27 protein-coding genes are annotated in these 26,645 nt (G+C 71.6%); 11 read left to right on the forward strand and 16 right to left on the reverse strand.

Features of this window, described 5'->3' with window-relative positions; translation table 11 throughout:
- The 3 genes from ABZ795_RS17465 to ABZ795_RS17475 form a co-directional block, all read right to left on the reverse strand.
- Complete coding sequence (locus ABZ795_RS17465; protein ID WP_357531094.1) at positions 1-663, reverse strand: DUF305 domain-containing protein; 663 nt, start codon at positions 661-663, stop codon at positions 1-3.
- A complete protein-coding gene (locus ABZ795_RS17470; protein ID WP_357531095.1) occupies positions 648-1,397 on the reverse strand; it encodes a lytic polysaccharide monooxygenase in 750 nt (249 codons plus the stop codon). The genes ABZ795_RS17465 and ABZ795_RS17470 overlap by 16 nt, the downstream gene beginning before the upstream one ends.
- A 92-nt stretch (positions 1,398-1,489) precedes the next feature.
- Positions 1,490-1,765 carry an isoamylase early set domain-containing protein gene (locus ABZ795_RS17475; RefSeq protein ID WP_327022057.1) on the reverse strand — a complete coding sequence of 92 codons (276 nt, stop codon included), beginning with the start codon at positions 1,763-1,765 and terminating at the stop codon, positions 1,490-1,492.
- Positions 1,766-1,961: 196 nt separating this feature from the next.
- Here ABZ795_RS17475 and ABZ795_RS17480 point away from each other — a divergent pair, with 196 nt between their 5' ends.
- The 3 genes from ABZ795_RS17480 to ABZ795_RS17490 all read left to right on the forward strand — a co-directional run bounded on the left by ABZ795_RS17480 (position 1,962) and on the right by ABZ795_RS17490 (position 3,988).
- Positions 1,962-2,222: a Prokaryotic metallothionein gene (locus tag ABZ795_RS17480; RefSeq protein WP_327022058.1), complete on the forward strand. Its 261-nt coding sequence runs from the start codon at positions 1,962-1,964 to the stop codon at positions 2,220-2,222.
- Between the two features lie 77 nt (positions 2,223-2,299).
- Positions 2,300-2,740 carry a GNAT family N-acetyltransferase gene (locus ABZ795_RS17485; RefSeq protein WP_357531096.1) on the forward strand — a complete coding sequence of 147 codons (441 nt, stop codon included), beginning with the start codon at positions 2,300-2,302 and terminating at the stop codon, positions 2,738-2,740.
- Positions 2,741-2,902: 162 nt separating this feature from the next.
- Positions 2,903-3,988 (forward strand): lytic polysaccharide monooxygenase, encoded by a 1,086-nt coding sequence (locus ABZ795_RS17490; RefSeq protein ID WP_357531142.1) that lies wholly within the window; start codon positions 2,903-2,905, stop codon positions 3,986-3,988.
- 139 nt (positions 3,989-4,127) lie between these two features.
- Here ABZ795_RS17490 and hemQ read toward each other — a convergent pair whose 3' ends face one another.
- Genes hemQ through hemE form a run of 3 tightly spaced genes read right to left on the reverse strand, consistent with a single transcriptional unit; the run spans position 4,128 to position 7,329 of the window.
- Positions 4,128-4,829, reverse strand: a complete 702-nt coding sequence (gene hemQ, locus ABZ795_RS17495) for a hydrogen peroxide-dependent heme synthase (protein ID WP_327022060.1) — start codon at positions 4,827-4,829, stop codon at positions 4,128-4,130.
- On the reverse strand, positions 4,826-6,235 hold the full coding sequence (gene hemG / locus ABZ795_RS17500) for a protoporphyrinogen oxidase (RefSeq protein WP_357531097.1): 1,410 nt from the start codon (positions 6,233-6,235) through the stop codon (positions 4,826-4,828). The genes hemQ and hemG overlap by 4 nt, the downstream gene beginning before the upstream one ends.
- Before the next feature lie 5 nt (positions 6,236-6,240).
- The gene (gene hemE, locus ABZ795_RS17505; RefSeq protein ID WP_357531098.1) at positions 6,241-7,329 is read right to left on the reverse strand and encodes a uroporphyrinogen decarboxylase; all 1,089 of its coding nucleotides are present in this window, start codon (positions 7,327-7,329) and stop codon (positions 6,241-6,243) included.
- Positions 7,330-7,520: 191 nt separating this feature from the next.
- On the opposite strand from hemE, the gene ABZ795_RS17510 reads away from it, so the two are divergent.
- From ABZ795_RS17510 to ABZ795_RS17525, 4 genes are all read left to right on the forward strand, one after another.
- Positions 7,521-8,093: a DUF3000 domain-containing protein gene (locus ABZ795_RS17510; protein WP_327022063.1), complete on the forward strand. Its 573-nt coding sequence runs from the start codon at positions 7,521-7,523 to the stop codon at positions 8,091-8,093.
- A gap of 89 nt (positions 8,094-8,182) precedes the next feature.
- Positions 8,183-9,499 carry a ribonuclease D gene (locus ABZ795_RS17515; RefSeq protein ID WP_357531099.1) on the forward strand — a complete coding sequence of 439 codons (1,317 nt, stop codon included), beginning with the start codon at positions 8,183-8,185 and terminating at the stop codon, positions 9,497-9,499.
- A 204-nt stretch (positions 9,500-9,703) separates the two neighbouring features.
- Complete coding sequence (locus ABZ795_RS17520; protein WP_357531100.1) at positions 9,704-10,900, forward strand: acetyl-CoA C-acyltransferase; 1,197 nt, start codon at positions 9,704-9,706, stop codon at positions 10,898-10,900.
- A gap of 50 nt (positions 10,901-10,950) precedes the next feature.
- Complete coding sequence (locus ABZ795_RS17525; protein WP_357531101.1) at positions 10,951-13,050, forward strand: 3-hydroxyacyl-CoA dehydrogenase NAD-binding domain-containing protein; 2,100 nt, start codon at positions 10,951-10,953, stop codon at positions 13,048-13,050.
- A 128-nt stretch (positions 13,051-13,178) separates the two neighbouring features.
- Here ABZ795_RS17525 and ABZ795_RS17530 read toward each other — a convergent pair whose 3' ends face one another.
- The gene (locus ABZ795_RS17530; RefSeq protein ID WP_357531102.1) at positions 13,179-13,403 is read right to left on the reverse strand and encodes a hypothetical protein; all 225 of its coding nucleotides are present in this window, start codon (positions 13,401-13,403) and stop codon (positions 13,179-13,181) included.
- Between the two features lie 149 nt (positions 13,404-13,552).
- Here ABZ795_RS17530 and ABZ795_RS17535 point away from each other — a divergent pair, with 149 nt between their 5' ends.
- Positions 13,553-14,101, forward strand: coding sequence for a TetR/AcrR family transcriptional regulator (locus ABZ795_RS17535; RefSeq protein WP_357531103.1), 549 nt, complete (start codon positions 13,553-13,555; stop codon positions 14,099-14,101).
- A gap of 66 nt (positions 14,102-14,167) precedes the next feature.
- Positions 14,168-14,665 (forward strand): polyketide cyclase, encoded by a 498-nt coding sequence (locus ABZ795_RS17540; protein WP_357531104.1) that lies wholly within the window; start codon positions 14,168-14,170, stop codon positions 14,663-14,665.
- 106 nt (positions 14,666-14,771) lie between these two features.
- On the opposite strand, the gene ABZ795_RS17545 is transcribed toward ABZ795_RS17540, so the two are convergent.
- The 3 genes from ABZ795_RS17545 to ABZ795_RS17555 are packed head-to-tail and all read right to left on the reverse strand — an operon-like array spanning position 14,772 to position 16,759.
- Positions 14,772-15,863 carry a Glu/Leu/Phe/Val dehydrogenase dimerization domain-containing protein gene (locus ABZ795_RS17545; RefSeq protein ID WP_357531105.1) on the reverse strand — a complete coding sequence of 364 codons (1,092 nt, stop codon included), beginning with the start codon at positions 15,861-15,863 and terminating at the stop codon, positions 14,772-14,774.
- Positions 15,864-15,882: 19 nt separating this feature from the next.
- Complete coding sequence (locus tag ABZ795_RS17550; RefSeq protein WP_357531143.1) at positions 15,883-16,263, reverse strand: thiamine pyrophosphate-dependent enzyme; 381 nt, start codon at positions 16,261-16,263, stop codon at positions 15,883-15,885.
- Positions 16,187-16,759, reverse strand: coding sequence for a thiamine pyrophosphate-binding protein (locus tag ABZ795_RS17555; RefSeq protein ID WP_357531106.1), 573 nt, complete (start codon positions 16,757-16,759; stop codon positions 16,187-16,189). The genes ABZ795_RS17550 and ABZ795_RS17555 overlap by 77 nt, the downstream gene beginning before the upstream one ends.
- Before the next feature lie 127 nt (positions 16,760-16,886).
- Between ABZ795_RS17555 and ABZ795_RS17560 the strand changes: the two genes are divergently transcribed.
- Positions 16,887-17,615, forward strand: coding sequence for an IclR family transcriptional regulator (locus ABZ795_RS17560; protein WP_357531107.1), 729 nt, complete (start codon positions 16,887-16,889; stop codon positions 17,613-17,615).
- Between the two features lie 17 nt (positions 17,616-17,632).
- On the opposite strand, the gene ABZ795_RS17565 is transcribed toward ABZ795_RS17560, so the two are convergent.
- From ABZ795_RS17565 to ABZ795_RS17585, 5 genes are all read right to left on the reverse strand, one after another.
- Positions 17,633-18,013, reverse strand: coding sequence for a VOC family protein (locus ABZ795_RS17565; protein ID WP_357531108.1), 381 nt, complete (start codon positions 18,011-18,013; stop codon positions 17,633-17,635).
- Between the two features lie 63 nt (positions 18,014-18,076).
- Complete coding sequence (locus tag ABZ795_RS17570; protein WP_357531109.1) at positions 18,077-19,270, reverse strand: HAMP domain-containing sensor histidine kinase; 1,194 nt, start codon at positions 19,268-19,270, stop codon at positions 18,077-18,079.
- Positions 19,267-19,935, reverse strand: a complete 669-nt coding sequence (locus ABZ795_RS17575; RefSeq protein WP_327022077.1) for a response regulator transcription factor — start codon at positions 19,933-19,935, stop codon at positions 19,267-19,269. The genes ABZ795_RS17570 and ABZ795_RS17575 overlap by 4 nt, the downstream gene beginning before the upstream one ends.
- 94 nt (positions 19,936-20,029) lie before the next feature.
- A complete protein-coding gene (locus ABZ795_RS17580) occupies positions 20,030-21,316 on the reverse strand; it encodes a PQQ-binding-like beta-propeller repeat protein (RefSeq protein WP_357531110.1) in 1,287 nt (428 codons plus the stop codon).
- 64 nt (positions 21,317-21,380) lie between these two features.
- The gene (locus tag ABZ795_RS17585; protein ID WP_357531111.1) at positions 21,381-22,676 is read right to left on the reverse strand and encodes a PQQ-binding-like beta-propeller repeat protein; all 1,296 of its coding nucleotides are present in this window, start codon (positions 22,674-22,676) and stop codon (positions 21,381-21,383) included.
- Between the two features lie 104 nt (positions 22,677-22,780).
- On the opposite strand from ABZ795_RS17585, the gene ABZ795_RS17590 reads away from it, so the two are divergent.
- Entirely contained in the window at positions 22,781-24,607 is a 1,827-nt protein-coding gene (locus ABZ795_RS17590; RefSeq protein WP_357531144.1) for a hypothetical protein, read from the forward strand.
- Positions 24,608-24,611: 4 nt separating this feature from the next.
- Here the strand turns inward: ABZ795_RS17590 and ABZ795_RS17595 are convergent, their stop codons facing one another.
- Positions 24,612-26,492 carry a hypothetical protein gene (locus ABZ795_RS17595; protein WP_327022080.1) on the reverse strand — a complete coding sequence of 627 codons (1,881 nt, stop codon included), beginning with the start codon at positions 26,490-26,492 and terminating at the stop codon, positions 24,612-24,614.
- Between the last annotated feature and the right edge of the window lie 153 nt (positions 26,493-26,645).

The following is a 26,645-nucleotide window of genomic DNA, read 5'->3' on the forward strand; positions in this document are numbered from 1 at the left end:
TCAGGCCGCTGCCGGGTGGGCGGCCAGCATCGCTACCTGGGCGGTACGGGACTGCTCGATGCGTCGGGCCAGGTCGCGTACCCCCTGCTCGGTGCCGGCCGCCAGGTGGGCGCGGGCCAGGTCGGCGGCGGCCCGCTGGTGGGCAGACAGCACCTCGATCAACACCTTGTCGACCTCGCCGTCCTCGGCGTCGCGCAGCCGGGCCAACTGGTCCGGGCCGGCGCCGTGGCCGGTGTGGTCGTCGGCGCGGGCGCTGCGTCCGGCCTGCGCCAACCAGCGGCGTACGGTGGCCAGTTCCTCGGCCTCGGTCACCTCGATGGCGGCGACCAGGGTACGCAGTTCCGGGTCGGTCAGCCGGTCGTGCACCAGCCGGACGATCCGCAGGGTCTGTTCGGTGTGCCCGGCCGTCATCGACAGGTACAGCAGGTCCACCCCGGTCATGTCGGTGGCCGTCGGGGTACCGGGTGCGTCGCGGGTGGGTGACGCCGCCCGGCCACCGGTGTCGGCCGCCGAGGCGGACGAAGTCGCGGTCGGCGGTGCCGACCCGCCGCCACAGCCGGTGGGCGCCAGCACAAGGGTCAGGGCCAGCGCCGCCCGGAACAGGGCGAAGGGCAGGCGCGGCCGGTCAAGGCCGCACCTGCCGCTGCTCAGAGCAGGCTCCACAGCGCCGGTACGTTCGGCGGCTCCCAACCGGCGATCGCGGTGTGCGCCTGCCGGCACCGGTACGCCCGCCCGCCGTAGGTGACCTGGTCGCCGACGGCGTACGCCCGGCCTGCGGTCCAAGTGCCCCCGGCCGGCGGGGTGGTGGTCGGTGCCGGGGTGGGCGACGGCGGCGGGCTGGTCGGGCCCGGGGTGGTCGGGCTCGGACTGGGCGGTGGGTTGCCGCCACCGCCGATCTGGAGATCGATGCAGGAGTAGAAGGCGTTGGCGGTGTCGGCGATGTTCCAGACGGCCAGCACCTTCTGGCGACCGGGGTAGCCGGACAGGTTGACGCTGTGCGAGACCGTGGGGCCCGGCTGGCGTCCGCCGCCGCTGAACACGGCGACCCGGGTGTTGCCGATGAAGTACTCCCAGTCGCGGGTGGCGTGCATCGCGGTGTTCACCCAGGTGAAGATGACCGTGGTGCCGACCGAGGTGGCGGGCCAGCCCCGGTTGTCGTCGTTGAGGACGGCGAAGTGGGAGATGTTGGCGTGGCAGGTACGCAGCCCCTTGGGGCCTTCGACACTCTGCGGCTCCCACCGGATCTGCCCGCAGTCGGGCACCCGGTTCTGGGCGCAGAGGGCCTGCCGGCTGGGCGGTGACGAGACGTAACCGTGGGCCTGGGCCGGGGTGGCGACGGCCAGGGTGGAGATCATGGCGCCGGTCGTGGCCAGGGCGAGGGTGAGTCTTCGACGCATGGCGGCACTCCTTTTCGGCGTGTTGCCTGGTGAGGTGCCACCAACATAATTTAAACATTGTTAACAGTAAAGACTGCTATCAATAAAAGGGCTCACAGCATCAGCAGGCCACCATGGTCGTCGAGCCGGTCGGCGGACTCGTCGTCGAACCACAGCCCACCGCTGGCCAGGTAGCGGAAGCGGTGCTGCCCCGGCCCCAGCCGTACGGTCACCGTCCGAGTGCCGTCACGCCGGGCCACCAGCACGTGCTCACCGGGCCGCCAGTCGTTGAAGGACCCGACCACGCTGACCGTGCCGGGCGGGGTGTCCCGGGGGAGACAGAAGGTGACCCGGGTCTGACTGCCGAACAGCCGGTTGCGCTTGATCATTGTTCCTCCCGGTTCGGGTGCTCCACCGAAAGGCGGCGGCCGGGCCGCCGCCTCCGGCCAGGTCACTGGGTACAACGGCGCACCGGCGACCGGCGACACGCCGCCCCGTACGGGCGATGCAGGCTGGTTCCCACCGGGCCGGCCGGCGACCTGCCGCACCCTGGGCAGGACACCGGCTAGCGAAGGGATGTGCGTCGTGGCGACGTGCGAGGTCTGCGGAAACGACTACTGGTTGGCCTTCGAGGTACGCACCGTCAGCGGGGACGTGCACACCTTCGACAGCTTCGAGTGCGCCGCGCACAAGCTGGCCCCGATCTGCGAACACTGCCAGGTGAAGATCGTCGGGCACGGGGTGGAGGTGTCCGGGCGCTTCTTCTGCTGCGGCCACTGCGCCCGCGCGGTCGAGGCCGAGCACGGCGCCCAGATCCGCGACGCGGTAGGCGCCCGCCCCGCCTGACCGGCACCCGCCCGCCGCCCCCGAGCACCCCGGGACCCGCGACGGGCAAGGGCCGGGCGAGGCTCTAACCTGGGCCGATGCCGAGCACGCACCTCCGGATCGCCGGCTTCGCCGACCTGGACGCCCGCACCTTCCACGACCTGGTACGGCTGCGCATCGACGTGTTCGTGGTCGAGCAGGAGTGCGCGTACCCGGAACTCGACGGTCGGGACCTCGAACCCGGCACCCGACACCTCTGGCTGGCGCGCGACGGCGCCGTCCTGGCGTACCTGCGGATTCTGGCCGACCCCGACGGGGTGGCCCGGATCGGTCGGGTGGTGGTGGCCCCCTCGGCGCGCGGCGCCGGGCATGCCGGGCGGCTGCTGGCCGCGGCGCTGGCCGAGATCGGCGACCGGCCGTGCGTGCTGGAGGCCCAGTCCCACCTGGTCGACTTCTACGCCCGACACGGGTTCACGGTCAGCGGCCCGGACTATGTCGAGGACGGCATCCCGCACACCCCGATGCGCCGCGACCCCTGACCCTGAACCAGGGCGATTGACGGCTGGCGATGTTTTGTGCCATTCTTCCGCACGGAGCTATACCGCAGTGCCACGCGGACCGGCGCGGGAGAGGCAACTCCCGGGCGTTCGGGCGATGTCGCAATCCGACGACTCCCCCTGGGGGCTCCATCCATGTCCAAAATGCTCAAACCCGCTAGGCTGGTCGGCCTGCTCGCCACCGCGGCGGCCGCCACCCTGCTCGTCTCCACCGCTCTGGTCAACTCCGCCTCCGCACACGGCTCGGTTGTCAACCCCGGAGCCCGCGCCTACAGCTGCTGGGAGCGCTGGGGTGGCGACCACATGAACCCTCGGATGGCCACCGAGGACCCGATGTGTTGGCAGGCCTGGCAGGCCAACCCGCAGGCCATGTGGAACTGGAACGGCCAGTTCCGTGAGGGCGTTGGCGGCAACCACCAGGCGGCCATCCCGGACGGCCAGCTCTGCTCGGGCGGTCGCGCCGAGGGTGGGCGGTACAACGCCCTGGACACCGTCGGCGCCTGGCGGACCACCCAGGTCTCCAACAGCTTCCGGCTGAAGTTCTTCGACCAGGCCAGTCACGGGGCCGACTACATCCGGGTGTACGCGACCCGGCAGGGATTCGACGCGCTGACCAAGCCCCTGGCCTGGTCGGACCTGGAGCTCGTGGGGCAGATCGGCAACACCCCGGCCTCCCAGTGGCAGCGTGAGGTCGACGGCGTCTCCATCGAGATCCCGGTGAACGCGCCGGGTCGCAGCGGCCGGCACATCATCTACACCATCTGGCAGGCCAGCCACTTCGACCAGTCGTACTACCACTGCAGCGACGTGCAGTTCGGTGGCAGCACCAACCCGCCGCCCACCACGCCGCCGCCGACCACTCCCCCGCCCACGACCCCGCCGCCCACCACTCCCCCGCCGTCCACTCCGCCGCCCAGCAACCCGCCGCCGGCGGGTGCCTGCTCGGCGACGTACCAGGTGACCAACACCTGGTCCGGTGGCTTCCAGGGTGAGGTGAAGGTGACCGCGGGCAACGCGGCGATCCGCGGCTGGCGAGTGACCTGGACGTACGCCAACGGCCAGCAGATCAGCCAGGCATGGAATGCCACCGTCAGCTCCAGCGGCTCCACGGTGACCGCCACCAACGTCGGCTACAACGGCAGCCTCGGCGCGGGAGCCAGCACCACCTTCGGCTTCCTGGCCTCCGGCTCCAGCAGCGCACCCACGCTGACCTGTACGGCCACCACCTGATCCCGGGTGGGGTCGCGCCCTTCTCCCTCGGACGCGGCCCCGCCCGGCCGGGCCTGCCGGCCCTCGACTCCCGTCCGGGTGCCGGCGCCCTGAGTTGAAAAAGGGGTCCCCTGCTACCTCAGCAGGGGACCCCTTCTCGTCAGGCCAGGGCGGTGACGATGTCGGCGATGGAGCGGCGGCGGCCGGTGTAGAAGGGCACTTCCTCGCGTACGTGCAGCCGGGCCCGGGAAGCACGCAGGTCCCGCATCAGGTCCACGATCCGGTGCAGTTCGTCGGCCTCGAAGGCCAGCATCCACTCGTAGTCGCCGAGGGCGAAGGAGGCCACCGTGTTGGCGCGTACGTCCGGGTAGCCCCGGGCCATCTGGCCGTGCTCGGCGAGCAGTTCCCGCCGCTCGGCGTCCGGCAGCAGGTACCAGTCGTACGAGCGGACGAAGGGGTAGACGCACAGGTAGGCGCGGGCCTGCTCACCGGCGAGGAAGGCCGGGATGTGGCTCTTGTTGAACTCGGCCGGCCGGTGCAGGGCCATCTGCGACCAGACCGGGGTCATCGCCCGCCCCAGGGTGGTACGCCGGAACCGCAGGTAGGCGTCCTGGAGGGCGTCGCTGGAGGAGGAGTGCCACCAGATCATCAGGTCGGCGTCGGCGCGCAGCCCGGCCACGTCGTACGTGCCCCGGACCACCACATCCTTGCCGGCCAACTCCTCGATCAGGGACTCGACCTCGCCGGTGACGTTGTCGCGCAGCGAGGGCAGCGGTGCGCTGGCCCGGAACACCGACCACATGGTGTAGCGGATGGTGGAGTTGAGTTCCTTCAGCCGGGCCGCGTTGCTCTGCTCGGTCATCTCGCCGATCCTCCCAATGCTGTGATGATCTCCTCGGCCGCTGTCTCGCCGGAGCGGATGCAGACCGGGATGCCCACCCCGTCGTAGCCCGCTCCGGCCAGGGTCAACGTCGGATACGCCGCCCGCAGGAGGGCCCGCGCGGCCGCGATCCGGTCCAGGTGGCCCGGGGTGTACTGCGGCAGCGCACCGCCCCAGCGCTGCACATGCCCGGCGATCGGGGCGGGCAGCGGGGTGCCGATCACCGCGGACGCCTCCCGGTGCACCGTGGCGGCCAGGTCCTCGTCGGGGCGCTGGAGTTGGGCCTCGTCGCCGTAGCGGCCCACGGAGGCGCGGACCAGGGCCACCCCGTCGTCCCGACGCAGGTGCCCCCACTTGGTGGTGAAGAAGGTGGAGGCCTTGATCAGTAGTCCCTCGGTGCTGGGCACCAGGAAACCGGAGAGCTGCGGCAGGGTCGCCTCGGGCAGGGCCAGGGTGACCAGTGCGACGCTGGCGTAGTCCAGTCCGCCGATGCTCCCCGCGACCGCCTCGGCGACCTCGGTCAGCAGTCGGGCCGCCGGCCGGGCCGGTACCGCCAGCACCACCGCGTCGACCTCGACATGCTCCGGGTCCCGGGTCGGTCCGACCGTCAGCCGCCAGCCGGTGTCGGTGGGGATCAACTCCCGTACGGCCGCGTTGGTGCGGATGGTGGCCCCGCTGGCCGTGGCCGCGGCCTCGACCAGGGTGCTCAGCCCGCCGTCCAGGGTGCCGAAGACCGGTTCGCCGACGGCCCGGGGTGCGGCGGCCTGCGCGGTCCGGACCGCATCCAGCAGGGTGTGGCTGGTGCGGGCGGCCCGGGCCAGGGCGGGCATGGTGGTGACCAGGGAGAGGTCGTCGGCCCGGCCGGCGTACACACCGCCGAGCATCGGGTCGACCAGCCGGTCGACCACCTCGTCGCCGAACCGGGCCCGGACCAGTGCCCCGACGGAGATGTCCTCGGTGGCACCCAGCAGCGGAGCACCACCGTCGCGGTCGGCCTCCGGGGTCGGCCGGGCCACCGTCGCCACCTTGTCCAGATCCCCGGGTACGCCGACAAGGGTCCCGCCGGGGATGGGCCGCAGCCCGCCGTCGACGGCCAGGGCGGCCTGCCCGACGGTGGGGTGCACGATCCGCTCCCCCAGCCCGAGGCGGTGGATCAGGCGTACCGCCGCCGACTCCCCGCCGGCCGGGTCGCGCATCAGGAAGGACTCCGCGCCGAACTCCACCGGCCCGCCGGCCAGCTCACCGGTACGCAGCTTGCCGCCGAGCAGGCCGGACTGCTCGTACACGGTGATCTCCGTGTCGGCGGGTGCCTGGTCGCGCAACCGGACCGCGGCGGCCAGTCCGGCGATGCCGCCGCCGATCACGGCCACCCGCCAGCGCGTCGTCATGGCGGTCAGGCCCCCTCGGCGGACAGTTCATGCACCAGGGCGACCACCCGGGTGAGCACCTCCGGGTCGGTCTCCGGCAACACCCCGTGCCCCAGGTTGAACACGTGCCCGGGCGCGGCCCGACCCTGGTCGAGGATGCGGCGCACCTCGGCCTCGATGACCGGCCACGGGGCGAACAGCAGGCAGGGATCCAGGTTGCCCTGCACGGCCTTGTCGGGCCCGATCCGCCGGGTCGCGACGTCCAACGGGGTACGCCAGTCCACGCCGACCACGTCGGCCCCGGCCTCACCCATCGCGCCGAGCAGCTCGGCGGTGCCCACCCCGAAGTGGATCCGGGGCACCCCCGCCTCGGCCAGCCCGGAGAGCACGGCGGTCGAGTGCGGCAGCACGAACCGGCGGTAGTCGGCCTCGGAGAGCGCCCCGGCCCAGGAGTCGAAGAGCTGCACCGCGCTGACCCCGGCGGCGATCTGCACCCGCAGGAAGGCCAGGGTCACCTCGGCCAGCCGGCCCGCCAGGGCGTGCCACAGCTCGGGGTCGCCGTACATCAGGGCCTTGGTCTTGACGTGGTTCCGCGACGGCCCGCCCTCCACCAGGTAGCTGGCCAGGGTGAACGGCGCACCGGCGAAGCCGATCAGGGGGGTGTCGCCCAGCTCCTTGACCAGCATCCGGACCGCCTCGTCGACGTACGGGACGTCGTCGCGGTCGATCAGCCGGATCCGCTGCACGTCAGCGGCGGTACGCACCGGCTCGGCCACCACCGGTCCGGTGCCCGGCACGATGTCCAGGTCGACCCCGGCGGCGGCGACCGGGACCACGATGTCGCTGAACAGGATCGCCGCGTCCACCCCGTGCCGGCGTACCGGCTGGAGGGTGATCTCGGTGACCAGGTCGGGGCGGCGGCAGGACTCCAGCATCGCCACGTTGGCCCGGATCTCGCGGTACTCCGGCAGCGACCGGCCGGCCTGGCGCATGAACCAGACCGGGGTGTGTGGGACGGGCAGACGACGACACGCCCGCACGAAGGGCGAGTCGGCGGGCCCGCCGGGGCGGGAGGCGTCGTCTCGGGCAGCGGCGCCCGTGGTGTCGGTGGTCATCGCGGCAATCGTGCCACGCCCCGGATGACCGCTATCGGGCGGTCGCGGAGTTTGGCTGGTTTGAATAAGGCAGCCCACCGATGACTGTCGATGAACTCGGCGCGGCGTGGACGGCCGGGGCAGCGGCTCTGGTTCGTGATCGTCGGCGCGCCGTCCGGGCGCAGCGACCGACAGCGGCTTAGGCTGCGGACATGCCCCCCCCGATCGCGCTTCCGGACACCTTCGCCCGCGCGGTCGCCGGGCTCCGGTCGGCGACACCCCGGCCGGAGATCCTCCTGGAGGAGGTCGGCGCACCCCAGCGACTCGCGCCGTACGCCTTCGCGCTGTCCGCCACGGTGCTGCGCGACGGCGAGGAGGTGGCCACCGGGCGACTGATCCTCCTGCACGACCCGGCCGGGCACGAGGCCTGGCAGGGCACCCTGCGCCTGGTCACCTACGTGACGGCCGAGTTGGAGAACGACCTGGCCGCGGACCCCCTGTTGCCGGGGGTCGGCTGGACCTGGCTCACCGACGCCCTCGACGCCCAGCAGGCGGGTCACCGGGCGATCGGCGGGACGATCACCCAGACGATGTCGAACCGGTTCGGGGAGCTGTCCGGCCCACCGGCGACCGCCGACATCGAGATCCGCGCCTCGTGGACCCCTACCGATGCCGATCTCACCGCCCACCTGTACGCCTGGTGCACCCTGCTGGCCTCCACCGCCGGCCTGCCGCCACCCGGGGTGACCGCCCTGCCGGAGCGCCGGGCCGCCGCGGCCGGCTGAGTCGGCTGAGTCGGCTGAGTCGGCTGAGTCGACACGCGGCCGGGGGCGGGTGCGCGCGGTGTGTTCCGCTTCCGCACTAGGGTTGTCAGGTGACCGACGAACCACCCCTGCGCCGTCGGGCCGCCGCAAGCCGTACGGGAAACGACATCGAGACCCCGCCTTCGGCGCGGCCGGAGCCGTCGGACGCGGGGACCGAACCCACCGGCAGCGAGTCCGTGCCGCTGACCGCACCCCGTGAGGGCACCCCGGAACCGGTGACCGTGCCGGAGCAACTGGCCGAGGTGGTGGCCCGATTCGCAGCCGGCAGCGGCCCGGTGGCCCTGGACGCCGAACGCGCCTCGGGCTACCGCTACAGCCAGCGGGCCTACCTCGTGCAGTTGCGGCGCAGCGGCGCCGGTACCGCCCTGATCGACCCCCTGCCCCTGCCCGACCTCAGTGCTCTGGACACCGCGATCGCGGACACCGAGTGGGTGCTGCACGCGGCCAACCAGGATCTGCCCTGCCTCGCCGAGCTCGGGCTGCGCCCGCGTCGGCTGTTCGACACCGAGTTGGCCGCCCGGCTGGCCGGGTTCGAGCGGGTGGGGCTGGCCGCCCTCACCGAACAACTGCTCGGCTACAGCCTGGAGAAGCACCATTCGGCCGCGGACTGGTCCAGCCGCCCGTTGCCGGAGTCCTGGCTGACCTACGCCGCCCTGGATGTGGAACTGCTGACCGATCTGCGCGACGCCCTGGACGCGGAGCTGACCCGGCAGGGCAAGTCGCAGTGGGCGGCGGAGGAGTTCGCCGCCCTGGTGCAGGCCGGCACCCGCCCACCCCGGGTACGCGCCGAGCCCTGGCGTCGCACCTCCGGCATCCACCGGGTACGCGGGGCGCGGGCGCAGGCCCGGGTCCGGTCCCTGTGGTACGCCCGCGACCAGATCGCGGCCCGCCGGGACTCGGCGCCGGGCCGGGTGCTGCCCGACTCGGCCATCGTGGCGGCGGCCGAGCTGGACCCCAAGGACGAGAAGACCCTGCTCACCCTGCCCGGGTTCGGTGGCCGGTCGGTACGCCGACTGGCTCGGACCTGGCTGGCGGCGCTGGAGGACGCCCGGCAGTTGCCGGACGAGGACCTGCCGGTGACCCCGACCGTGGAGGGCCCACCCCCGCCGCACCGGTGGGCCGAACGGGATCCGGCCGCCGCCGCCCGGCTGGCCCGCAGCCGTGAGGTCGTCCTGCGGGTGGCCGGTGAACACAATCTGCCGCCGGAGAATCTGATCTCCCCCGACTCGATCCGTCGGCTCGCCTGGCAACCCCCGGAGGAGATCACCGAGGCCACGGTGGCGGAGGCCCTGCGCGCCATGCATGCCCGCGAATGGCAGATCACCCTCCTGCTCCCCGCCCTGGCCGAAGCCCTCCTCCCCACCTGACCGCACTCTTTGCCCCTGTTGATCAAGAGGTTTGCGTCAACGACACGCCGTACGGCTGACGCGAACCTCTTGATCAACAGGGCGAGGGGCCGGGTGGGCTGGGGACGGGGGTCGGTGTGGGCTGGGCCACAGGGAGGGGTGGGGCGGGGATAGTTACTGACGGGTAGCATTCGGGGAAATGCCAGTGCCGGCTAGGAGGCTCCAGTGCCCCGTGAAGTTCGGGATGTCGTCTTCGTCGACGGCGTCCGCACCCCCTTCGGTAAGGCGGGTGGCATGTACGCCAACACCCGCGCCGACGACCTGGTGATCCGATGCATCCGTGAGTTGCTGCGCCGCAACCCGCAACTGCCGCCGGAACGGGTCGAGGAGGTGGCCATCGCCGCCACCACCCAGATCGGTGACCAGGGACTGACCATCGGCCGTACCGCCGCCCTGCTGTCGGGCCTGCCCAAGACCGTCCCCGGCTTCGCCATCGACCGGATGTGCGCCGGGGCGATGACCGCCGTGACCACCGTCGCCAGCGGCATCGCCGTGGGTGCGTACGACGTGGCGATCGCCGGCGGTGTCGAGCACATGGGCCGCCACCCGATGGGCGAGGGCGTCGACCCCAACCCGCGCATCGTCGCCGAGAAGCTCGTCGACCCGTCCGCGCTGGTCATGGGCGCCACCGCGGAGAACCTGCACGACCGGCTGCCGCACATCACCAAGGAGCGCACGGACGCCTTCGCGCTCGCCTCGCAGCAGAAGACCGCCAAGGCGTACGCCAACGGCAAGCTCCAGGACGACCTGGTGCCGGTGGCCATCCGGGACGAGGAGGGCGGCTGGGGCCTGGCCACGGCCGACGAGGCCCCCCGCGACACCTCGCTGGAGAAGCTGGGCAGCCTCAAGACCCCCTTCCGGCCGCACGGCAAGGTCACCGCGGGCAACGCCGCCGGTCTGAACGACGGCGCCACCGCCAGCCTGCTGGTCGCCGAGGACGTCGCCCGCGAGTTGGGCCTGCCGGTCGCCATGCGCCTGGTGTCGTACGGCTTCGTCGGTGTCGAGCCCGAGGTGATGGGCGTCGGCCCGATCCCCTCGACGGAGAAGGCCCTGCGCATCGCCGGGCTGACCATCGACGACATCGGCCTGTTCGAGCTGAACGAGGCCTTCGCCGTGCAGGTGCTCGCCTTCCTGGACCACTTCGGCATCGCCGACGACGACCCGCGGGTCAACCAGTGGGGCGGCGCGATCGCCATCGGTCACCCCCTGGCCTCCTCGGGCGTACGGCTGATGACCCAGCTGGCCCGGCAGTTCGCCGAGCACCCGGAGGTCCGCTACGGCCTCACCGCCATGTGCATCGGCATCGGCATGGGCGGCACCGTGATCTGGGAGAACCCGCACTGGGAGGGTGGAGACAAGTGAGCGCGAGGAGTGAGCTTGCGAGCCCCGCAGTCGCGAACGAAGGAGGCACTGTGAGCCTCACCGCACCGAACGAGGTGGTCACCCGGGCCCTGCTGCGCCAGGTGAACGTACCCGGGCTGGACCGCCCAGCCGCCCTGATCACCCTCGACAACGGATTCGACCACACCAAGCCGAACACCTTCGGTCCCGGCGGACTGGCCAGCCTGGACGAGGCGATCAGCGCCGCCCTGGCCGCCGAGCCCGCCTTCATCGCGGTCACCGGCAAGCCGTACATCTTCTGTGTCGGCGCGGACATCACCAGCCTGCCGCTGCTGGCCGACCGGGAGCAGGCCCTGGCCATCGGGCAGCTGGGCCACCGGGTCTTCGCCCGGCTCAAGGACAGCCAGATCCCGACCTTCGCCTTCGTCAACGGCGCGGCGATGGGCGGCGGCCTGGAACTGGCCCTGCACTGCCACTACCGGACCCTGTCCGCCGGTGCCGCCGCGCTCGCGCTGCCAGAGGTCTCCCTGGGGCTGATCCCGGGCTGGGGCGGTACCCAGCTGCTGCCGAACCTGATCGGCATCCCGGCGGCCACCCAGGTGATCATCCAGAACCCGCTGATGCAGAACAAGATGCTCAAGCCCAAGCAGGCCGCTGAGCTGGGCATCGCCGATGTGCTGCTGGAGCCGGCCGACTTCGTGGAGCGGTCCCTGGAGTGGGCCGCCGGAGTGGTCCGGGGCGAGGTCACCGTGACCCGGCCCGAGGTCGACAAGGACATGTGGGCCGGGGTGCTCTACTTCGCCCGGCAGACCCTCGACCAGCGGCTGCACGGCGCGGTCCCGTCCGCGTACAAGGCGCTGGACCTGCTGGAGACGGCGAAGGACGCCGACTTCGCCACCGGCACCGCCGCCGAGGACGAGGCCCTGGCCGACCTGATCTTCTCCGAGGAGCTGCGCAGCGGCCTGTACGCCTTCGACCTGGTGCAGCGGCGGGCCAAGCGCCCGGCCGGGGCACCGGACAAGGGCCTGGCCCGCCCGGTGACCAAGGTGGGCATCGTCGGGGCCGGCCTGATGGCCAGCCAGTTGGCGCTGCTGTTCGCCCGCCGCCTCCAGGTGCCGGTCGTCATGACCGACCTGGACCAGGCCCGGGTCGACAAGGGTGTGGGCTACGTGCACGCCCAGATCGAGAAGCAGGTCAGCAAGGGCCGGATGGACAAGGGTACGGCCGCCAAGCTGTACGGCCTGATCAGCGGCTCGCCAAAGGCAGAGGCCTTCGCCGCGTCGACCCCGGGCCAGCGCACTTCGTTTGCTGACTGTGACTTCGTCATCGAGGCCGTCTTCGAGGACCTGAACGTCAAGAAGCAGGTCTGGGCCGAGCTGGAGAAGATTGTCAAGCCGGAGGCGGTGCTGGCGACGAACACCTCCTCGCTGTCCATCACCGGGATGGCGGCAGAGCTGGAGCACCCGGAGCGGGTGGTCGGCTTCCACTTCTTCAACCCGGTGGCCGTCCTGCCGCTGCTGGAGATCATCCGGGGCGAGCGGACCGACGACGCCACCCTGGCCACCGCCTTCGCGGTCGGCAAGCAGCTGAAGAAGTCCTCCGTGCTGGTCGCGGACGCCCCGGCCTTCGTGGTCAACCGGCTGCTCACCCGCTTCCTGGGGTCGATCTTCGCCGCGGTGGACGCGGGCACCCCGCTGGAGGTGGCCAACCGCGCGGTGGACCCGCTGGGTCTGCCGATGCGTCCGCTGGCCCTGCTCCAACTGGTCGGCCCGGCCGTGGCGTACCACGTGGGCGGCACCCTGCACGCCGCCTTCCCGGACCGCTTCGGCCTGAGCGAGAACCTCAAGCGGATCGCGGACTCCGGTCAGCCGATCGTCGTCGACGACGAGATCAACGCCGAGGTGGCGAAGCTGCTGGTGGTCGGTGACCAGCCGCTCACCGAGGAGGAGGTACGCCGCAACGCGCTGGACGCGCTGGCGCAGGAGATCCGGCTGATGCTCGACGAGGGTGTCGTGGCGCAGGCGCAGGACGTCGACCTGTGCATGATCCTCGGTGCCGGTTGGCCGTTCCACCTGGGCGGCGTCACGCCGTACCTGGACCGGACCGGCACCAGCGAGCGGGTGACCGGCCAGCGGTTCCTGCCGCCGGGAGTGGCCAGCCTGGCCGGCTGACCCACCCGAGAACACCGGATCGCGGTGGTCGCCCGTCTGGGCGGCCACCGCGATCTCGTTCTGGCGGCCCCCTTGCGGCAAGGGCGGGGTCAGATGCCCACGCGACGGTTTCCGCGGCCGGACGGCGGTCAGGAGGTGCGTCGTCGCCGGACCACCAGCAGGACACCCTGATGGATCAGCACGCCGACGGCGGTGTTGAGCACGGCGAGCCCGGCGGCGGCGAGCAGACCCGGCCCGACGTCCTCCACTGCGCTGGCGACCAGCAGAACCGGCCATCCCAGCGCGGCGAGGATGAGTGCCGAGCGCCACCAACGCCCGAGCAGCAGGCCGAACACGATCAGCGCAGGGATCATCGGGCCTCCATGGTTGCTCGCCCCACCCGCCAGGGCAGGAACGCCGGCACCGGCAGCGGCGGAGGGGCCGCCGTCGGGAGTACGCGGTCGCCGATCCCAGTCAATCACAGTCTTGTATGTAAGTGGTTACTACTGTAAGGCTGCCTGACATGGCAACGCAGCGCAGCACGGCGCCACGACGACGTACGGATGCGGTCGACATCGGGATGCGGGTCTTCGCCGACAACGGTCTGACGACGGCCTCGATGCAGAAGGTGGCCGACCAGATGGGGGTGTCACAGCCGTACGTCTTCCGGCTGTTCGGCAGCAAGCGTGGCCTCTTCCTGGCCTGTCTGGACGAGTTGGAGGCCCGCATCCGGCAGGTGCTCCGGCGGGCGGCGGCCGAACATCCGGAGGACCCGTTGCCGGCGATGCGGGCCGATTTCCGGGCCCTGATCGCCGACGGCGTCGTCACCGGCCTGTGGTTGCAGGCCTGCGCGGTGGCCCGCTCCGACGAGGTGGTCGCGGCCCGCTGCCGGGCCCTGCTCGGCGGGATTCTCGACGAGGCGGGACGGCTGTCCACCGCCGCGCCCCGGCAGCTGCGCGACACGCTGGCCCTCGGCGCGTTGGTGGTGATGCTCCAGGCGCTGGGGATGGACCTGAGTGGGGGCAGCCAGGCCGCCGTCGACTCGCTGCGGCCCACGGAGGTGACGGTGTGAGCCCGCCGACTGCCGAGGGGGTCGGAGCCGACCTGTGGGTCGGGCCGACAGGGGAAGGAGCTTCTCGTGTTCGGTGACCGGTGGGGGGTCACCGAACACGAGATGGCGCGGGCCTATCCGTGCGACGACTTCGTCGTCTCGCCCGCCATGCAGGTCTGGCGAGGAGTACGGGTGAACGCGCCGCCGACGGCGGTGTGGCCGTGGATAGCCCAGATCCGGCTGGCGCCGTACTCCTACGACTGGATCGACAATCTCGGCCGCCGCTCACCTCGACGGCTGGTCGGCCTTGCGGATCCCCAGGTAGGAGAGGCCTTCACCACCGCCGGTGGGCGACAGCGCGGCCGGATCCTCGCGGTCGAGCCCGGAGTGCACCTGACCGCGACCATCATGAACGCCTACCTGTCCTACCTCCTGGTGCCCCAGGAGGACGGCACCACCCGACTGCTACTCAAGATCGTCATGCAGACCAATCGGGTGTACGCGGCAGCCTTCGCCGTCGGCGACCTGATCATGGCCCGCCGCCAACTACTCACCTTCAAGGACCTGGCCGAATGCCCCGGCTGACCGTCGGGCACGGCTGCCGGCCTCGCCGTATCGCCGTAATGGCGGTGATCGGCCCGGTCGGATACCACCGTTACGCCGTAACGGAGTCGATCAGAAAGGGGGTCACTCAGCGGGGCAGGTAGCCGGGCTTGAGGCCGGTTCGGGCCTGCTGGATGCGGGTGTGGGCCAGGTCTTCGGCTGCCGCGCCGGGCAGCATGCCCTGTCCGCGGGCCAGGCCGAGCACCTCGGTCACCGTGTCGAAGATCTTCGCAACCTGGGCGGGCACCTCCTCCAGAGGAATCCGCCGGTACTCGGCGCAACCGATGGTGACCCCACCGGCGCTGGCGACGAAGTCGGGTACCCAGAGGATGTCGCGCTCGGCTAGCTGCTCCTCCACCTCGGGGGTGGCGAGTTGGTTGTTGGCGGCGCCGCAGATGACAGCGGCGCGGATCGTCGGGACCGAGTCGCTGGTGAGGACGGCGCCGAGCGCGCACGGGGCGTAAATGTCGACCGGCGCGTCGATGACCCGCTCGGCCAGGAGGACTGCGGGCAAATCCCGTCGGGCGCGTTCGCGGGCGGGCCCGGAGAGGTCGGCGGCGGTGACTCCGGCACCGGCCTCGACCAGCAGTCGGGCCAGCTCGTAGCCGACCTTGCCGAGCCCTTCGACCCCGACGGAACGCCCGGCCAGGTCGGCGGTTCCCCACCGGACGGCAGCGGCGGCACGCAGGGCGTGGAAGGCACCGTACGCGGTCATCGGGCCGCTGTCGCCGTACCCACCGGCGGTGGTGGTGCGGCCGAGGACGTGGTCGGTGCCCCGGCCGATCACATCCAGGTCGGCGGCGCTGATCCCCACGTCACCGGCGGTGACGTAGCGGCCGCCCAGGCTCTGCACGAAACGTCCGTAGGTCTCCAACAACGCCTCGGACTTGACCGTGTCGGGGTCGCCGATGATGACGGCCTTGCCGCCGCCACAGGGCAGACCGGCGACCGCGTTCTTGTAGGTCATCCCCCGCGACAGTCGCAGCACGTCGGTCAGCGCCTCGGCCTCGGTGGCGTACGGGTGCATCCGGGTGCCCCCGACGGCCGGGCCGAGGGTGCTGTCGTGGACGGCGATGATGGCCCGCAGCCCGGTCTCCGGGTCCTGGCAGAAGGTCACCTGCTCGTGTGGGAAGTCGGGGAAGCGGCCGAGCACCGGGGCGGACGGCTGGGGTGCGGACATGGGCTTGCCTTTCAGCGGTTCAGGGGGTGGTGAGGTCGGTGTCGACCTGGATGAGCCGGGGTTCCCCGGCACCGAGGGCCTCGGTGACCGCCTCGACGAGTGCCGTACGGCTGGAGACCGCCACGCCGGTGACGCCGTACCCGGCGGCCAGCGCGGTGAAGTCGATGTCGGGGATGTCCAGGCCCGGGGTCTCCCCGGCCCCCAGCACCCCGGCGAACCAGCGCAGGGCGCCGTAGGTGCCGTTGCGCAGGATGACGAAGATGACCGGGATGCGGTAGCGGGCGGCGGTCCACAGCGCGGTGATGCCGTAGTTGGCCGACCCGTCACCGACCAGGGCGACGACCTGCCGGTCGGGGTCGGCCAGCTGCACCCCGAGGGCCGCTGGCAGCCCGAAACCCAGGCCGCCGGAGGCCGGGAAGTAGTAGCTGCCGGGCCGGCGAAGGTCCGCCTGCGCCCAGAAAGCACCGGTGGTCGAGGTGGACTCGGTTACCCACGTCCTCGGCGAAGGACGGCTCGCTGCTCCACTTCACCAGCGGCCGGGGCAGCGCGGCGGCGTCCATGTTGGCCAGCATCACCTCTTGGCCGACGGTCGAGCGGACCTGCTGCCCGGCGGTGACCACCAGTGGGCTGTGCGAGTAGACCGAGTTGGTCAGCTGGCCCATCGCGTTGCCGGTGCCGGCTGCCGCGTGCAGGTTGACCAGGGCCGGGCCCCGGCGGGCCTGGGCGTACCCGTCGGCCATGGCCAGCACCACCCCCTCGTGCAGGCCGAGGAGGTACCGGAAGTCGTCAGGGAGACCGGCCAGGAACGGCAGCTCGTTGGAGCCCGGGTTACCGAAGATGGTGGTCAGGCCGTGCGCCCGCAACAGCTCGAAGGTCACATCCCGCACGCTCGCCACCGCACAGTTCCTCTCCGTCGACCCCGACCAGTAGACCTGGATCTTCCGCCTTGCAGAAGGGTCTGGGACAACGGTTCCGCTGTGCGAAATACTGCTGGTCCGGGTGGTGAGCGGTGGGAGGAAGGACATGGAGTCGGTGGGCAACGCGCTACGAGCCCTGCGCTATCTGGGTGCCCAGGAGTCCGTCAGCGTGGCGGACCTGGGCCGACACCTCCAGGTAGCCCCGTCCACCGCGCACCGGCTGCTGTCCACCCTCAAGGAGTACGACTTCGCCCGCCAGGACGACTCCCGCCGCTACCGCCTCGGCCCGGCGGCACACGAGGTCGCCACCCGACAGGCCCCCTGGGACGTCGTCGCCGCTGTCCGCCCCCACATGGAACACCTGGCCGCGACCACCCGGGAGACGGTCAACCTGATCGGCCTGCAGGGCGCCAGCATCGTCTTCCTCGACGGCGTCGAGAGCACCCAGACCGTCCGGGTCGGGGTCCGCACCGGCGACCGGCTACCCGCCTACACCACCGCCGGCGGCAAGGCCCTGCTCGCCCAGCTGCGCCCGAAGGACATCCGGGCCCTGCATCCGCGCATCCTCGCCGCCCTGACCTCCGCCACGATCACCACGACCGATCAACTGATCAAAGAACTCGACGCCGTACGCGCCCGCGGCTACGCCTCCAACCTCGAAGAATGCGTAGACGGTGTGTACGCCGTCGGGGTGGCCCTGATCCATCCCACCCGGGGCGCCGTGGCCGCACTCACCATCTCCGCCCCCGCACACCGGACCGACGAGCGGCGCGCCGACCTCCTCGCCGAGCAACTCCTCCAGGCCAGCACCCGCCTCACCCAGGGCTGGCAGTGAGCCGGCGTCCGTTACGCCTAGTGCTCGGCCGCGCTGCGCTCCACGCAGAACTCGTTGCCCTCCGGGTCGGCCAGGACCGCCCAACCGGTGCCGTCGGGTCGACGCTGATCGTCGATCAGTACGGCACCCAGGCCGAGCAGGCGGTCGATCTCCTCGTCGCGGGTCCGGTCGGTCGGTTGGAGATCCAGGTGTACCCGGTTCTTCGCCGTCTTGCCCTCCGGTACCCGCTGGAACAGCATCCCGCCCTCGGCGATCTCCGTGCCGGACAGCAGGGCGCACTCCGGCTCCCCCGGCTTGTTGTCCGGATCGTGCCGCATCCCGGTAGCCTCGGCCCAGAAGGTCGCCATGGCGAACGGGTCGGCACAGTCAAAATCGATCCAACGCACCCTGGAAGTCATGGGCCCAATCTCTCACCGAGATCAACCGAATTACCGCCACCGGGTCACCCGGCTCGCGCAGGGTCACCGGCTGGGGTTCTCCCCCGTCGACGCGGCGTCGGCGGCCGGCAGGCTTACGGTCACCTCCAGGCCGCCCCCGGGCTGCGCCACCGCGGTCACCGTGCCGCCGTGGGCGTCGCAGACCGCCCGGACGATGGACAGGCCCAGCCCGGACCCGCGGGCCCCGGTCCGCTCCCGGCCACCCCGCCGGAAGGGTTCGAACAGCCCCGGCACGTCCGCCTGATCCACCTCGAAGCCGGTGTTGCCGACCACCAGCCAGGACCGCTGCCCGTCGGAGCCGGTGCGGACCCAGAGTCGGCCGTGCAGGTGGTTGTAGCGGACCGCGTTCTCGATCAGGTTGCCGGCCAACCGGTCCAGCAGGCCGGGATCACCGACCACCGGTGCCGGTTCCAGGGAGGTCTGCACATCCAGCTTGATCCGCTCCACCTCACGGCGTACCGCCGACAAGGCGTTCAGGGTGCCGGCGGCCAGGTCACACTCGGTACGCCGACCCAGTCGGCGGCCGGTCTGGGCCTCGCTGCGCGCCAGCACCAGCAGCGCGTCGACCAGGCCGTTGGCCCGCTCGGAGGCGTCGCGCACCACGGTGGCCATCCGGCGGTACTCGCCCGCATCCGCCTCGTCGTCACTGAGGGTCACGTCGATCTCGGTACGCATCACGGCCAGGGGGGTACGCAGCTCGTGCGAGGCGTTGGCGACGAACCGTTTCTGCGCCTCGAAGGCGGCCGCTATGCGGTCCAGCATCTCGTCGAAGGTGTCGGCCAGCTCGGCCACCTCGTCGTTGGCGCCCGAGTAGCTGATCCGCTGATCCAGGGTGGTCTCGCCGAGCCGCCGGGCGGTCGCGGTCACCTGGTGCAGGGGGCGCAACGCCCGACCGGCCACCGCGTACGCCCCGACCACCCCGACCGTCCCGATCGCCAACAGGGCGGCCAGCCCCTTGGCCAGCAGTTCCCCGGAGGCGGAGTCGACCAGTTGCCGCTGCCAGGCGGCGGCGTCCATGGAACGCCCGTCGGCCAGCAGCACGGTGGTGCCCGGCAGCAGTTCGTCCGTGGGGCGCAGGGCATCGCGGACCAGCAGCCAGGCCAGCAGCACCAGGATGGCCCCCGCTCCCACCAGCAGCACCCCGTTGAGCAGGGTCAACCGCAGCCGCAGGGTGGGTCGCAGGCGCGGGCGCAACTCCTCCCGCGGGGTGCCCGTCATGCCGGCACCTCGGCGGTACGGTAGCCGGCCCCCACCACGGTCTCGATCAGCGACGGGTCGCCGAGCTTACGACGCAGGGTCATCACGGTGACCCGGACGATCGTGGTGAAGGGGTCGGTGTTGGCGTCCCAGACCCGTTCCAGCAGTTCCTCGCTGGACACCACCGCACCTCGGGCCTTGAGCAGCTCGCAGAGGACGCCGAACTCCTTGTTGGTCAGCTCCACCGGGGCCCCGCCCCGGGTGGCCGTACGGCGGGCCGGGTCGACGACCAGGTCGGCCAGTTCCAGCACCGGCGGGGCCGCCGGGGTGGCCCGCCGACCCAGCGCCTGCACCCGGGCGACCAGTTCGTCGAAGGCGAACGGCTTGGGCAGATAGTCGTCGGCACCGAGCTGCAACCCCTCGACCCGGTCGGCCACCGTGCCGCTGGCGGTGAGCATCAGCACCCGGGTCAGGGCGCCGGAGGTGGCCAGCTCGGCGCAGATCTGGTCACCGTGCATCCCGGGCAGGTCACGGTCGAGCACCACCACGTCGTAGCGGGTGACGAAGGCCATCTCGTGACCGCTGTCGCCGTCGTAGGCCACATCCACCGCCATGCCGCGCTTGCGCAGGCCCCGCGCGATCGCGTCGGCGAGGTGGCGTTCGTCCTCGACCACCAGTACCCGCATGTCCAGCCCCTTCCCGGCGACGACAACTCGACAACCTAGCGCCGACGGCCAAGCCGACCCCAACCCCCCGCTGCGGTGGGTCGGCCCACCCGGCTCAGTCCGGCAGCGTCCACACCCCGAAGGAGCCGTCCTGCCGGCGGCAGGCGATCAGGTCGTACCGGCTCTGGCAGTCGCTGGTGACACCGGGGAGCAGGTCGATGCGCCGGGGCTGTGGCCGACTCGGGTCCAGCCGGGCCAGCACCGCGCCCACCTCGGGCACCAGTCGGATCCCTAGCAGCCAGGGGGTCTGCTCGTAGCCGGCGACCGTGTCCCAGGCGCCGTACTCGGTCACCACCTCCCCGGTCGCCGCGTCGAGGGCTACCAGCCCCTGGCCCTCCACCTGCGCGATGGCCCGCTCCTGGGTCACCCACAGCAGGCCGTGGTCCTCGCTGGTGCTCCACCGCAGGTTCCCGGTCGCCGGGTCGAGGACATAGGTGCCACCCCGGTTGGCCCGGGCGCAGAGCAGCGCGCCGCAGCGGGTCACGTAGTCCGCCAACGAGACGGTGCTCTGCCAGCGTGGCACCAGTCCAGCCATCTCGTAGGCGGTGATGGTGCGCGAGTTGCGGATTATCACCAGCAGGTCGTCGACCACCGACACCTGCTGGTAGCCAGTGGTGTCGACCGCGGGCAGCCGGTCACGGAGTCGGCCGGTGGCCGGGTCCAGCACCTCGACCTCACCGGCGTTCGTGGACACCACCAAGGCCTCGATCACACCGTCGCGCTGGTGGTGCTCCACGAACGAGGGGGGCATCGTCCTGGACCACAACCGGCTCCCGGTGGCCGACTCGACCGAGGCCAGCGTGGTCGACTCCTGAAGGGCCATCGTGTGCAGCAGCACCCGCCCCGAGGCGTCCGGGGTACCGAACCCGGTGGCGTGCCAGCGCTGCTGCCCGGTGGCCACGTCCAGCAGCATGGTCTCGCTGGTCAGGCCCACATTCTCCGACAGGACCCGGGCGAACAGCACACCGTCGTCGAGGGTCTCCACCCGGAAGAACCGGCTCCCCGGCGGCAGCGGCACCCGCCACAGGGGGACCAGGCGCTGCGGGGTGGCGGTGGCCCACCGGGGCCGGGGGTACGCGGTGAGTTCCTGCGAGCCGTCGGTCACCCCACGTGCCGGGGTGACCGTGAAGATGTGCTCCTCGGTGAGGAACAGATCAGCGCTCAGACCACCCGGCACGGTCGCATGCACCCGGGTGGCCGGGGGTGCGGCACTGGCGAGCGTCACCAGCGCAGCCAGGGCCATCAGCGCGACCGGCCAGTTCCGGGTGCCACGGCGACGCCGTCGGGGTGGCGGCTGCGGGTCGTCCGACACGGTCATCACACCGAGGTCGATCACCGTCACGCTCGTCCCCTCCACCACTCACCTGCCGGGCGACGCAGGCAGCCGACCCGCCGGGCACCTGCGGTCAGTCGGGTAGCTGCCACAGTCCGAAGTTGCCGTCCCGGCGCCGACACAGGATCAGATCATCCCGGTACCGGCAGTTCCCGACCGCGCCGGGCAGCAGGTCGATGCGGCGTGGCTGCCCGGTCTCCGGATCGAGCCGGGCCAGCACCGCGCCCACCTCGGGGACGGCCCGGGTGCCGAGCAGGTGCGGGGCGTTGCCGAAGTCCTGCACCAGATCCCAGCTGCCCTCGGCGGTCGCCCGCTGCCCCGTCTCCGCGTCGAAGGTCACCACGCTGAGGTTGCCTTGCCGGTGGTCGGCCGCCAGGGCCCGTCGGTCCCCGGCTCGCAGCACCTCGACGTCGTCCTCGACGGTCCACCGGACGGCTCCGGCCACCGGATCCAGCAGATGCACGCGGGACCGGCCACTCGGCGCACAGAGCAGCGCCCCACACTGGTAGATCCACTCGAGCGACGGCAGTTCGATGTGCCAACGCCGGACCAGATCGTCGAGGTCGTACGCGGTCACCGCCGATGGATTCCAGGCCAGCAGGAGATCACCGGCGACCATCGGGTACCGATGGCTCACCGGATTCGCCGGGTCGTCCGGGGCGGCCGGGAGGCGACCGCGCAGGGCGCCGGTCCGCGCGTTCAGCACCTCGATCTCGCCACTCACCTTGGCCACCGCGACGACGTCGATCACCGGCGCTGCCAGGTGGTACAGCGGCCAGACCGCCCGGGCGGAGGGCACCGACCACAGTTCCCGGCCACTGGCCACCTCAAGGGTGGTGAGCTGGTCCAGACCCTGCGAGTCGTGGGAGCGCAGGATGACCCGATCCGGCTCCACCAGTACTACCATCCCCGGTCGCCGCCAGCGGAGCTCTCCGGTGCGGCTGTCCAGCAGCAGGCTCTGCGCTCCTTCGGCGGAGTCGAACACGGAGATGACCAACGTGGAGTCGTTCACCCGCTCGACCCTCACCGGCTCGACGACACCGAGGGGCCGCCGCCACAGTGGGGTGAGCTGCTGGAGTGAGCCGGTGGCCCGCGCCGGCGGCTGATAGGCGAGCAACTCCTGGCCACCCTCGGCGCCCGCGGTCGCCGGCGCCACGGCGAGGATCTGACCGCCGCCGGGAAGGATCACCTCGGCGGCCAGGGAGGACGGCAGGATCGCCTGCATCCGCCGGGCCGGCGGCACGGCACTGGTCAGGGCCAGCAGCACGACCAGCGCCACCGGCACCAGAAGCCACCGGGAAGGGACGATCCTATGTCGGCGCCGGGGATCGATCCGATCGGTCCGGTCACCGAGATCGATCACCGCCACGGTCGTCCTCCTGCCCCTATCCGGTACGCACCCTATGGCCGTTAAAGGCCCAGACGCCGCCTGTACGATGGCCCGTCGTGGCTGTGCCGGTGGTAGATCCTTCGCTGAATCCCGTCTCCCCGACCGTCGAGGCGCAATCATCGACACGGCGGCCCCGTCGACGACCGGCCCGGGTCGACATGGTGGCCCTCGGAGCCTACGTGCTGCTCGGCGTTCTCGTGTGCCTCAACTACTGGGTGGACGTCAACAACCGGGTCTCCTCGCATCTGCCCACCGACCACAGTTGGTTCGAGTGGCTGTTCTCGCACGGCGCGTACTCGGTGCGCAACCTGGAGAACCCGCTGTTCAGCACGCAGCAGAACGCCCCGGACGGGGTGAACATGATGGCCAACACCTCGCTGCTCGGGGTGACCCTGCCGTTGGCCCCGCTGACCTGGCTGCTCGGCCCCCAGGTGGTGTACGCGCTCTACCTGGGCGCTGCGCTGGCCGCCACGGCCGGCACCGCGTACTGGATGCTGTCGCGGCACCTGGTGCGCTCGCGGGCGGCGGCCTTCATCGGCGGCGGGTTCCTCGGCTTCGCCCCGGGCATCGTGCACCACGCCAACGGCCAGCCCAACTTCGTCTCCAACTTCCTGCTCCCGCTGATCGTGGTGCGGGTGTTCCGGCTGGCCGAGCCGGGCCGGTGGCGGCGCAACGGGCTGATACTGGGACTGCTGGTGGCGTACCAGATCTTCCTCAACGAGGAGATGCTGCTGCTCACCGCGATGGCCTGCCTGGTCATCGTGATCGCGTACGCGATCATGCGGCCCCGCGCGGCGCGGCAGCGGGCCGGCACCTTCGCCGCCGGGCTGGGCCTCGGCGGCGGGCTGGCTCTGCTGCTGACGGCGTACCCGATCTGGTTCCAGTTCAACGGCCCGCAGTCCTACCGGGGGTTGCAGGGCGGGGTGTTCCACAGTTGGGGCGAGGACATCGTCGCCTTCGTCACCTTCCCCCGCGACACCATCGCCGGCACCGAGGCGGTGGAGAAGACCATCGGGATGACCGAGCAGAACACCTGGTTCGGCTGGCCGCTGGTGCTGGTGTCCGTGGTGGCCCTGGCGCTGCTGGTACGCCGGTCGCTGGTAGCCCGGATCCTGGCGGTGCTGGTGGTGGTCTTCTCCGTGGCCTCGCTCGGCCCGGAGATCCGGTTCAACGGCGAGCTGACCGGGATCCCCGGACCCTGGTCCTACATCCCGGAGGACCTGCCGCTGGTCGAGATGATGATGCCTACCCGGCTGACCCTGGTGACCACGGCCGCTCTCGGCGTCCTGCTCGCGCTGGCCTGGGAGGCGGTCTCCGGTCGGAACCGGCCGCCGGTGCCGGCCCCCCGCGCCCCGCAGCCGGCAGGTGTGGCGTGGTGGCGGCGACCGCGCTGGCAGCAGGCCCTCGGGTACACCGCGATCACCCTGGCGGTGCTGCCGCTGATCCCCACCCCGCTGCCGGCCAAGCCGGTCGATCCGCCGCCGACCTTCGTCACCTCCGGCGCCTGGCGGCCGTACGTGCCGCAGGGCAGGACCCTGGTGCCGGTGCCGATCCCCAGCAACGTGCACGGACTGTCCACCCTGAGGTGGAGCGCGCTGGCCCAGCACCAGTTCCCGATCCCGGCCGGCTACTTCATCGGTCCCAACCTGGACGGTGAGGGGGTCTTCGGGGCCCCCAACCGGCCCACCAGCACCCTGATCTACCGCAGCATGGACACCGGTGAGCTGCCGGAACTGACCGAGGAGGACCGCCGGCGGGCGGTCGAGGATCTGCGCTTCTGGCGGGCCTCCGTGGTGGTCCTCGGCGCCCACCCCAAGGAGGCCGTGCTGCGCGAGTTGATGACCGCCCTGCTCGGCGAGCCGCAGCGGGTCGACGACGTCTGGCTCTGGGACGTCCGCGACCGGGCGTGAGCGGTCAGCGGTCGGTCAACGCCCGTACGTCCCAGACCCAGACGTCCAGTTCCTGGCGTGCCGGACCGACGAGTTGCTCGACGGTCTGGCGCAGCGGCTCGGAGTGCGGCTGGCTCACCGGCAGCACCAGCACGGCCGCCCGCCAGTGCCGCAGTTCGTCGAGGGCGCGGCGCCGCTGGCGGTCGTCCAACTCGGGCGTACGACCGGTCGAGGCGACCTCCTCCAGCAGCCGGCCGATGCCGCTGGGCCGGCCACCGAAGCGGCCCGGGTCGCCGGTGTTGCCGTTGCGGGGGGCCAGGAAGTAGCCGCCCGGAATCTTGAAGTCGAGGTTGGTGGCGGCGGCCCACCGCATGCCGTGGGTGTTGCCCATGCTCGGGACCGGGATGGGCACCAGGGTCTGGTCCGGCCCGACGTAGGCCCGCCACCGGTCGGCGGTGATGAACTTCGGCACCGGCGGTCGGGAGGTCATCGGCAGCGGCATGGGCGCGATCGGCAGCAGGGCCAGGACCAGCCCACCGGCGGTGAGGGTACGCAGGGTACGCGGATCCAGGGGCAGCGCTCGACTGCGCTCGATGGCCAGCGCCAGCAGGATCGCCACCACCACACTGGTGATCATGCCGAACCGGGTCGGTACGACCGCGTCGAGCAGGGGCAGTCGGACCAGCCACTCCCAGGGACCGACGATCAGCTCCCGGTCCCACCAGGTGATGCGCTCCCCCAGGGAGAGCAGGGCGTAGAACGCGGCCGTGCCGGCCAGGGCCCGGACCAGCACCTCCCGGCGCAGCCACAGCACGATGCCCACGGCGATCAGTGTCAGGCTCCAGCCGAAGAAGGCGTTCTCCTCGGAGTAGTTCGGCGCCAGGTTGACGTTGGCCCGCTGGTTGCCGCCGATGGTCGGCGACCCGGGGGCCAGGTAGGCCGCGATGTCGTTGCCGTAGTCGCGTACCGCGTCGCTGAGCCCGTGGTACGCCATCGGCCCGGCGAACTGGATGTACAGCGGGTAGGCCAGCAGCGCCCCGGCGATCACCGTGCAGGTGGCCACCGCCTTGCCCAGCGGCCGCCAGGCGGCCGACCACAGGGCCGGACGCTGGACCACCACCGCGATCAGGAAGATCCCGCAGCCCATCGCGGTGAACAGCAGGATCTCCTCGTTGATGAAGGCCTGCACGGTGACCAGCAGCGCCAGCACCGCCCCGTCCCGGTACGGCCGGGTCGAACGGGTGATCACCATGACCCGCCACACGATGAAGGGCAGCAGGAACTGGCTGATGATGTTGGGGTGCCAGCTGGCGTGGGACAGCATCGCCGGTGAGAAGCCGCAGAACCAGCCGCCCACCACGGCGGCCAGCCGGTTGCTCACCACGTGCCGGGACAGCACGTAGTACCAGGCCGAGGCGGTGCCGGCCAGGGCCAGGGTGACCAGCACCACGAAGGTGACCGCCGGCCCGAACAGCAGGGTCACCGGCACCATCGGGATGCCCAGCGCCAGGATGGCCGTGTTGGCCATCAGATTGACCCCGTCGGGATAGTTGAACTGCTCCGTGAAGAACGGGAATTCTCCGTGCAGCACCACCCGCACCGAGTGGGCCAGGAAGAACTGCACCTGGGCCGGGTCACTGCTGTAGAGGGAGGCGACCCGACCGGCCGGGTCCGCCCAGATCTGGCTGGTCACCCAGACCGCGACGAGCAGGAATCCACCGAAGACCGCCAGGTCCACCCGACGGGGGGTCCACCGGAAGCGCCGCTTCGGGGCGACCTCCGCCCGATCCGCACCATCCTCTACCGAGTTCCCGCCGACAGCGCCATCGCTGGAAGAACTGCCACCGGTCGATTCGCCGTCCACAATCGGGGCTGGGGCGACCGAGACGGAGGCTTCCTCACGCACCGTGACGGGTTCGGCTGGCAGATCCGGGGTGACGTCGGTTTTCAGCGGATTTGCGGCGCTAATCTCGGCAGGCGTCACAGTCGGCGGAGTCTACCGGAGTGGGGAAATAGCCCCAAAGTCGACCGGCAATTCCCTTGTGGTCGTTGAACAGCG

It is taken from the genome of Micromonospora sp. NPDC047134 (assembly GCF_040643455.1).
GTDB lineage: Bacteria > Actinomycetota > Actinomycetes > Mycobacteriales > Micromonosporaceae > Micromonospora.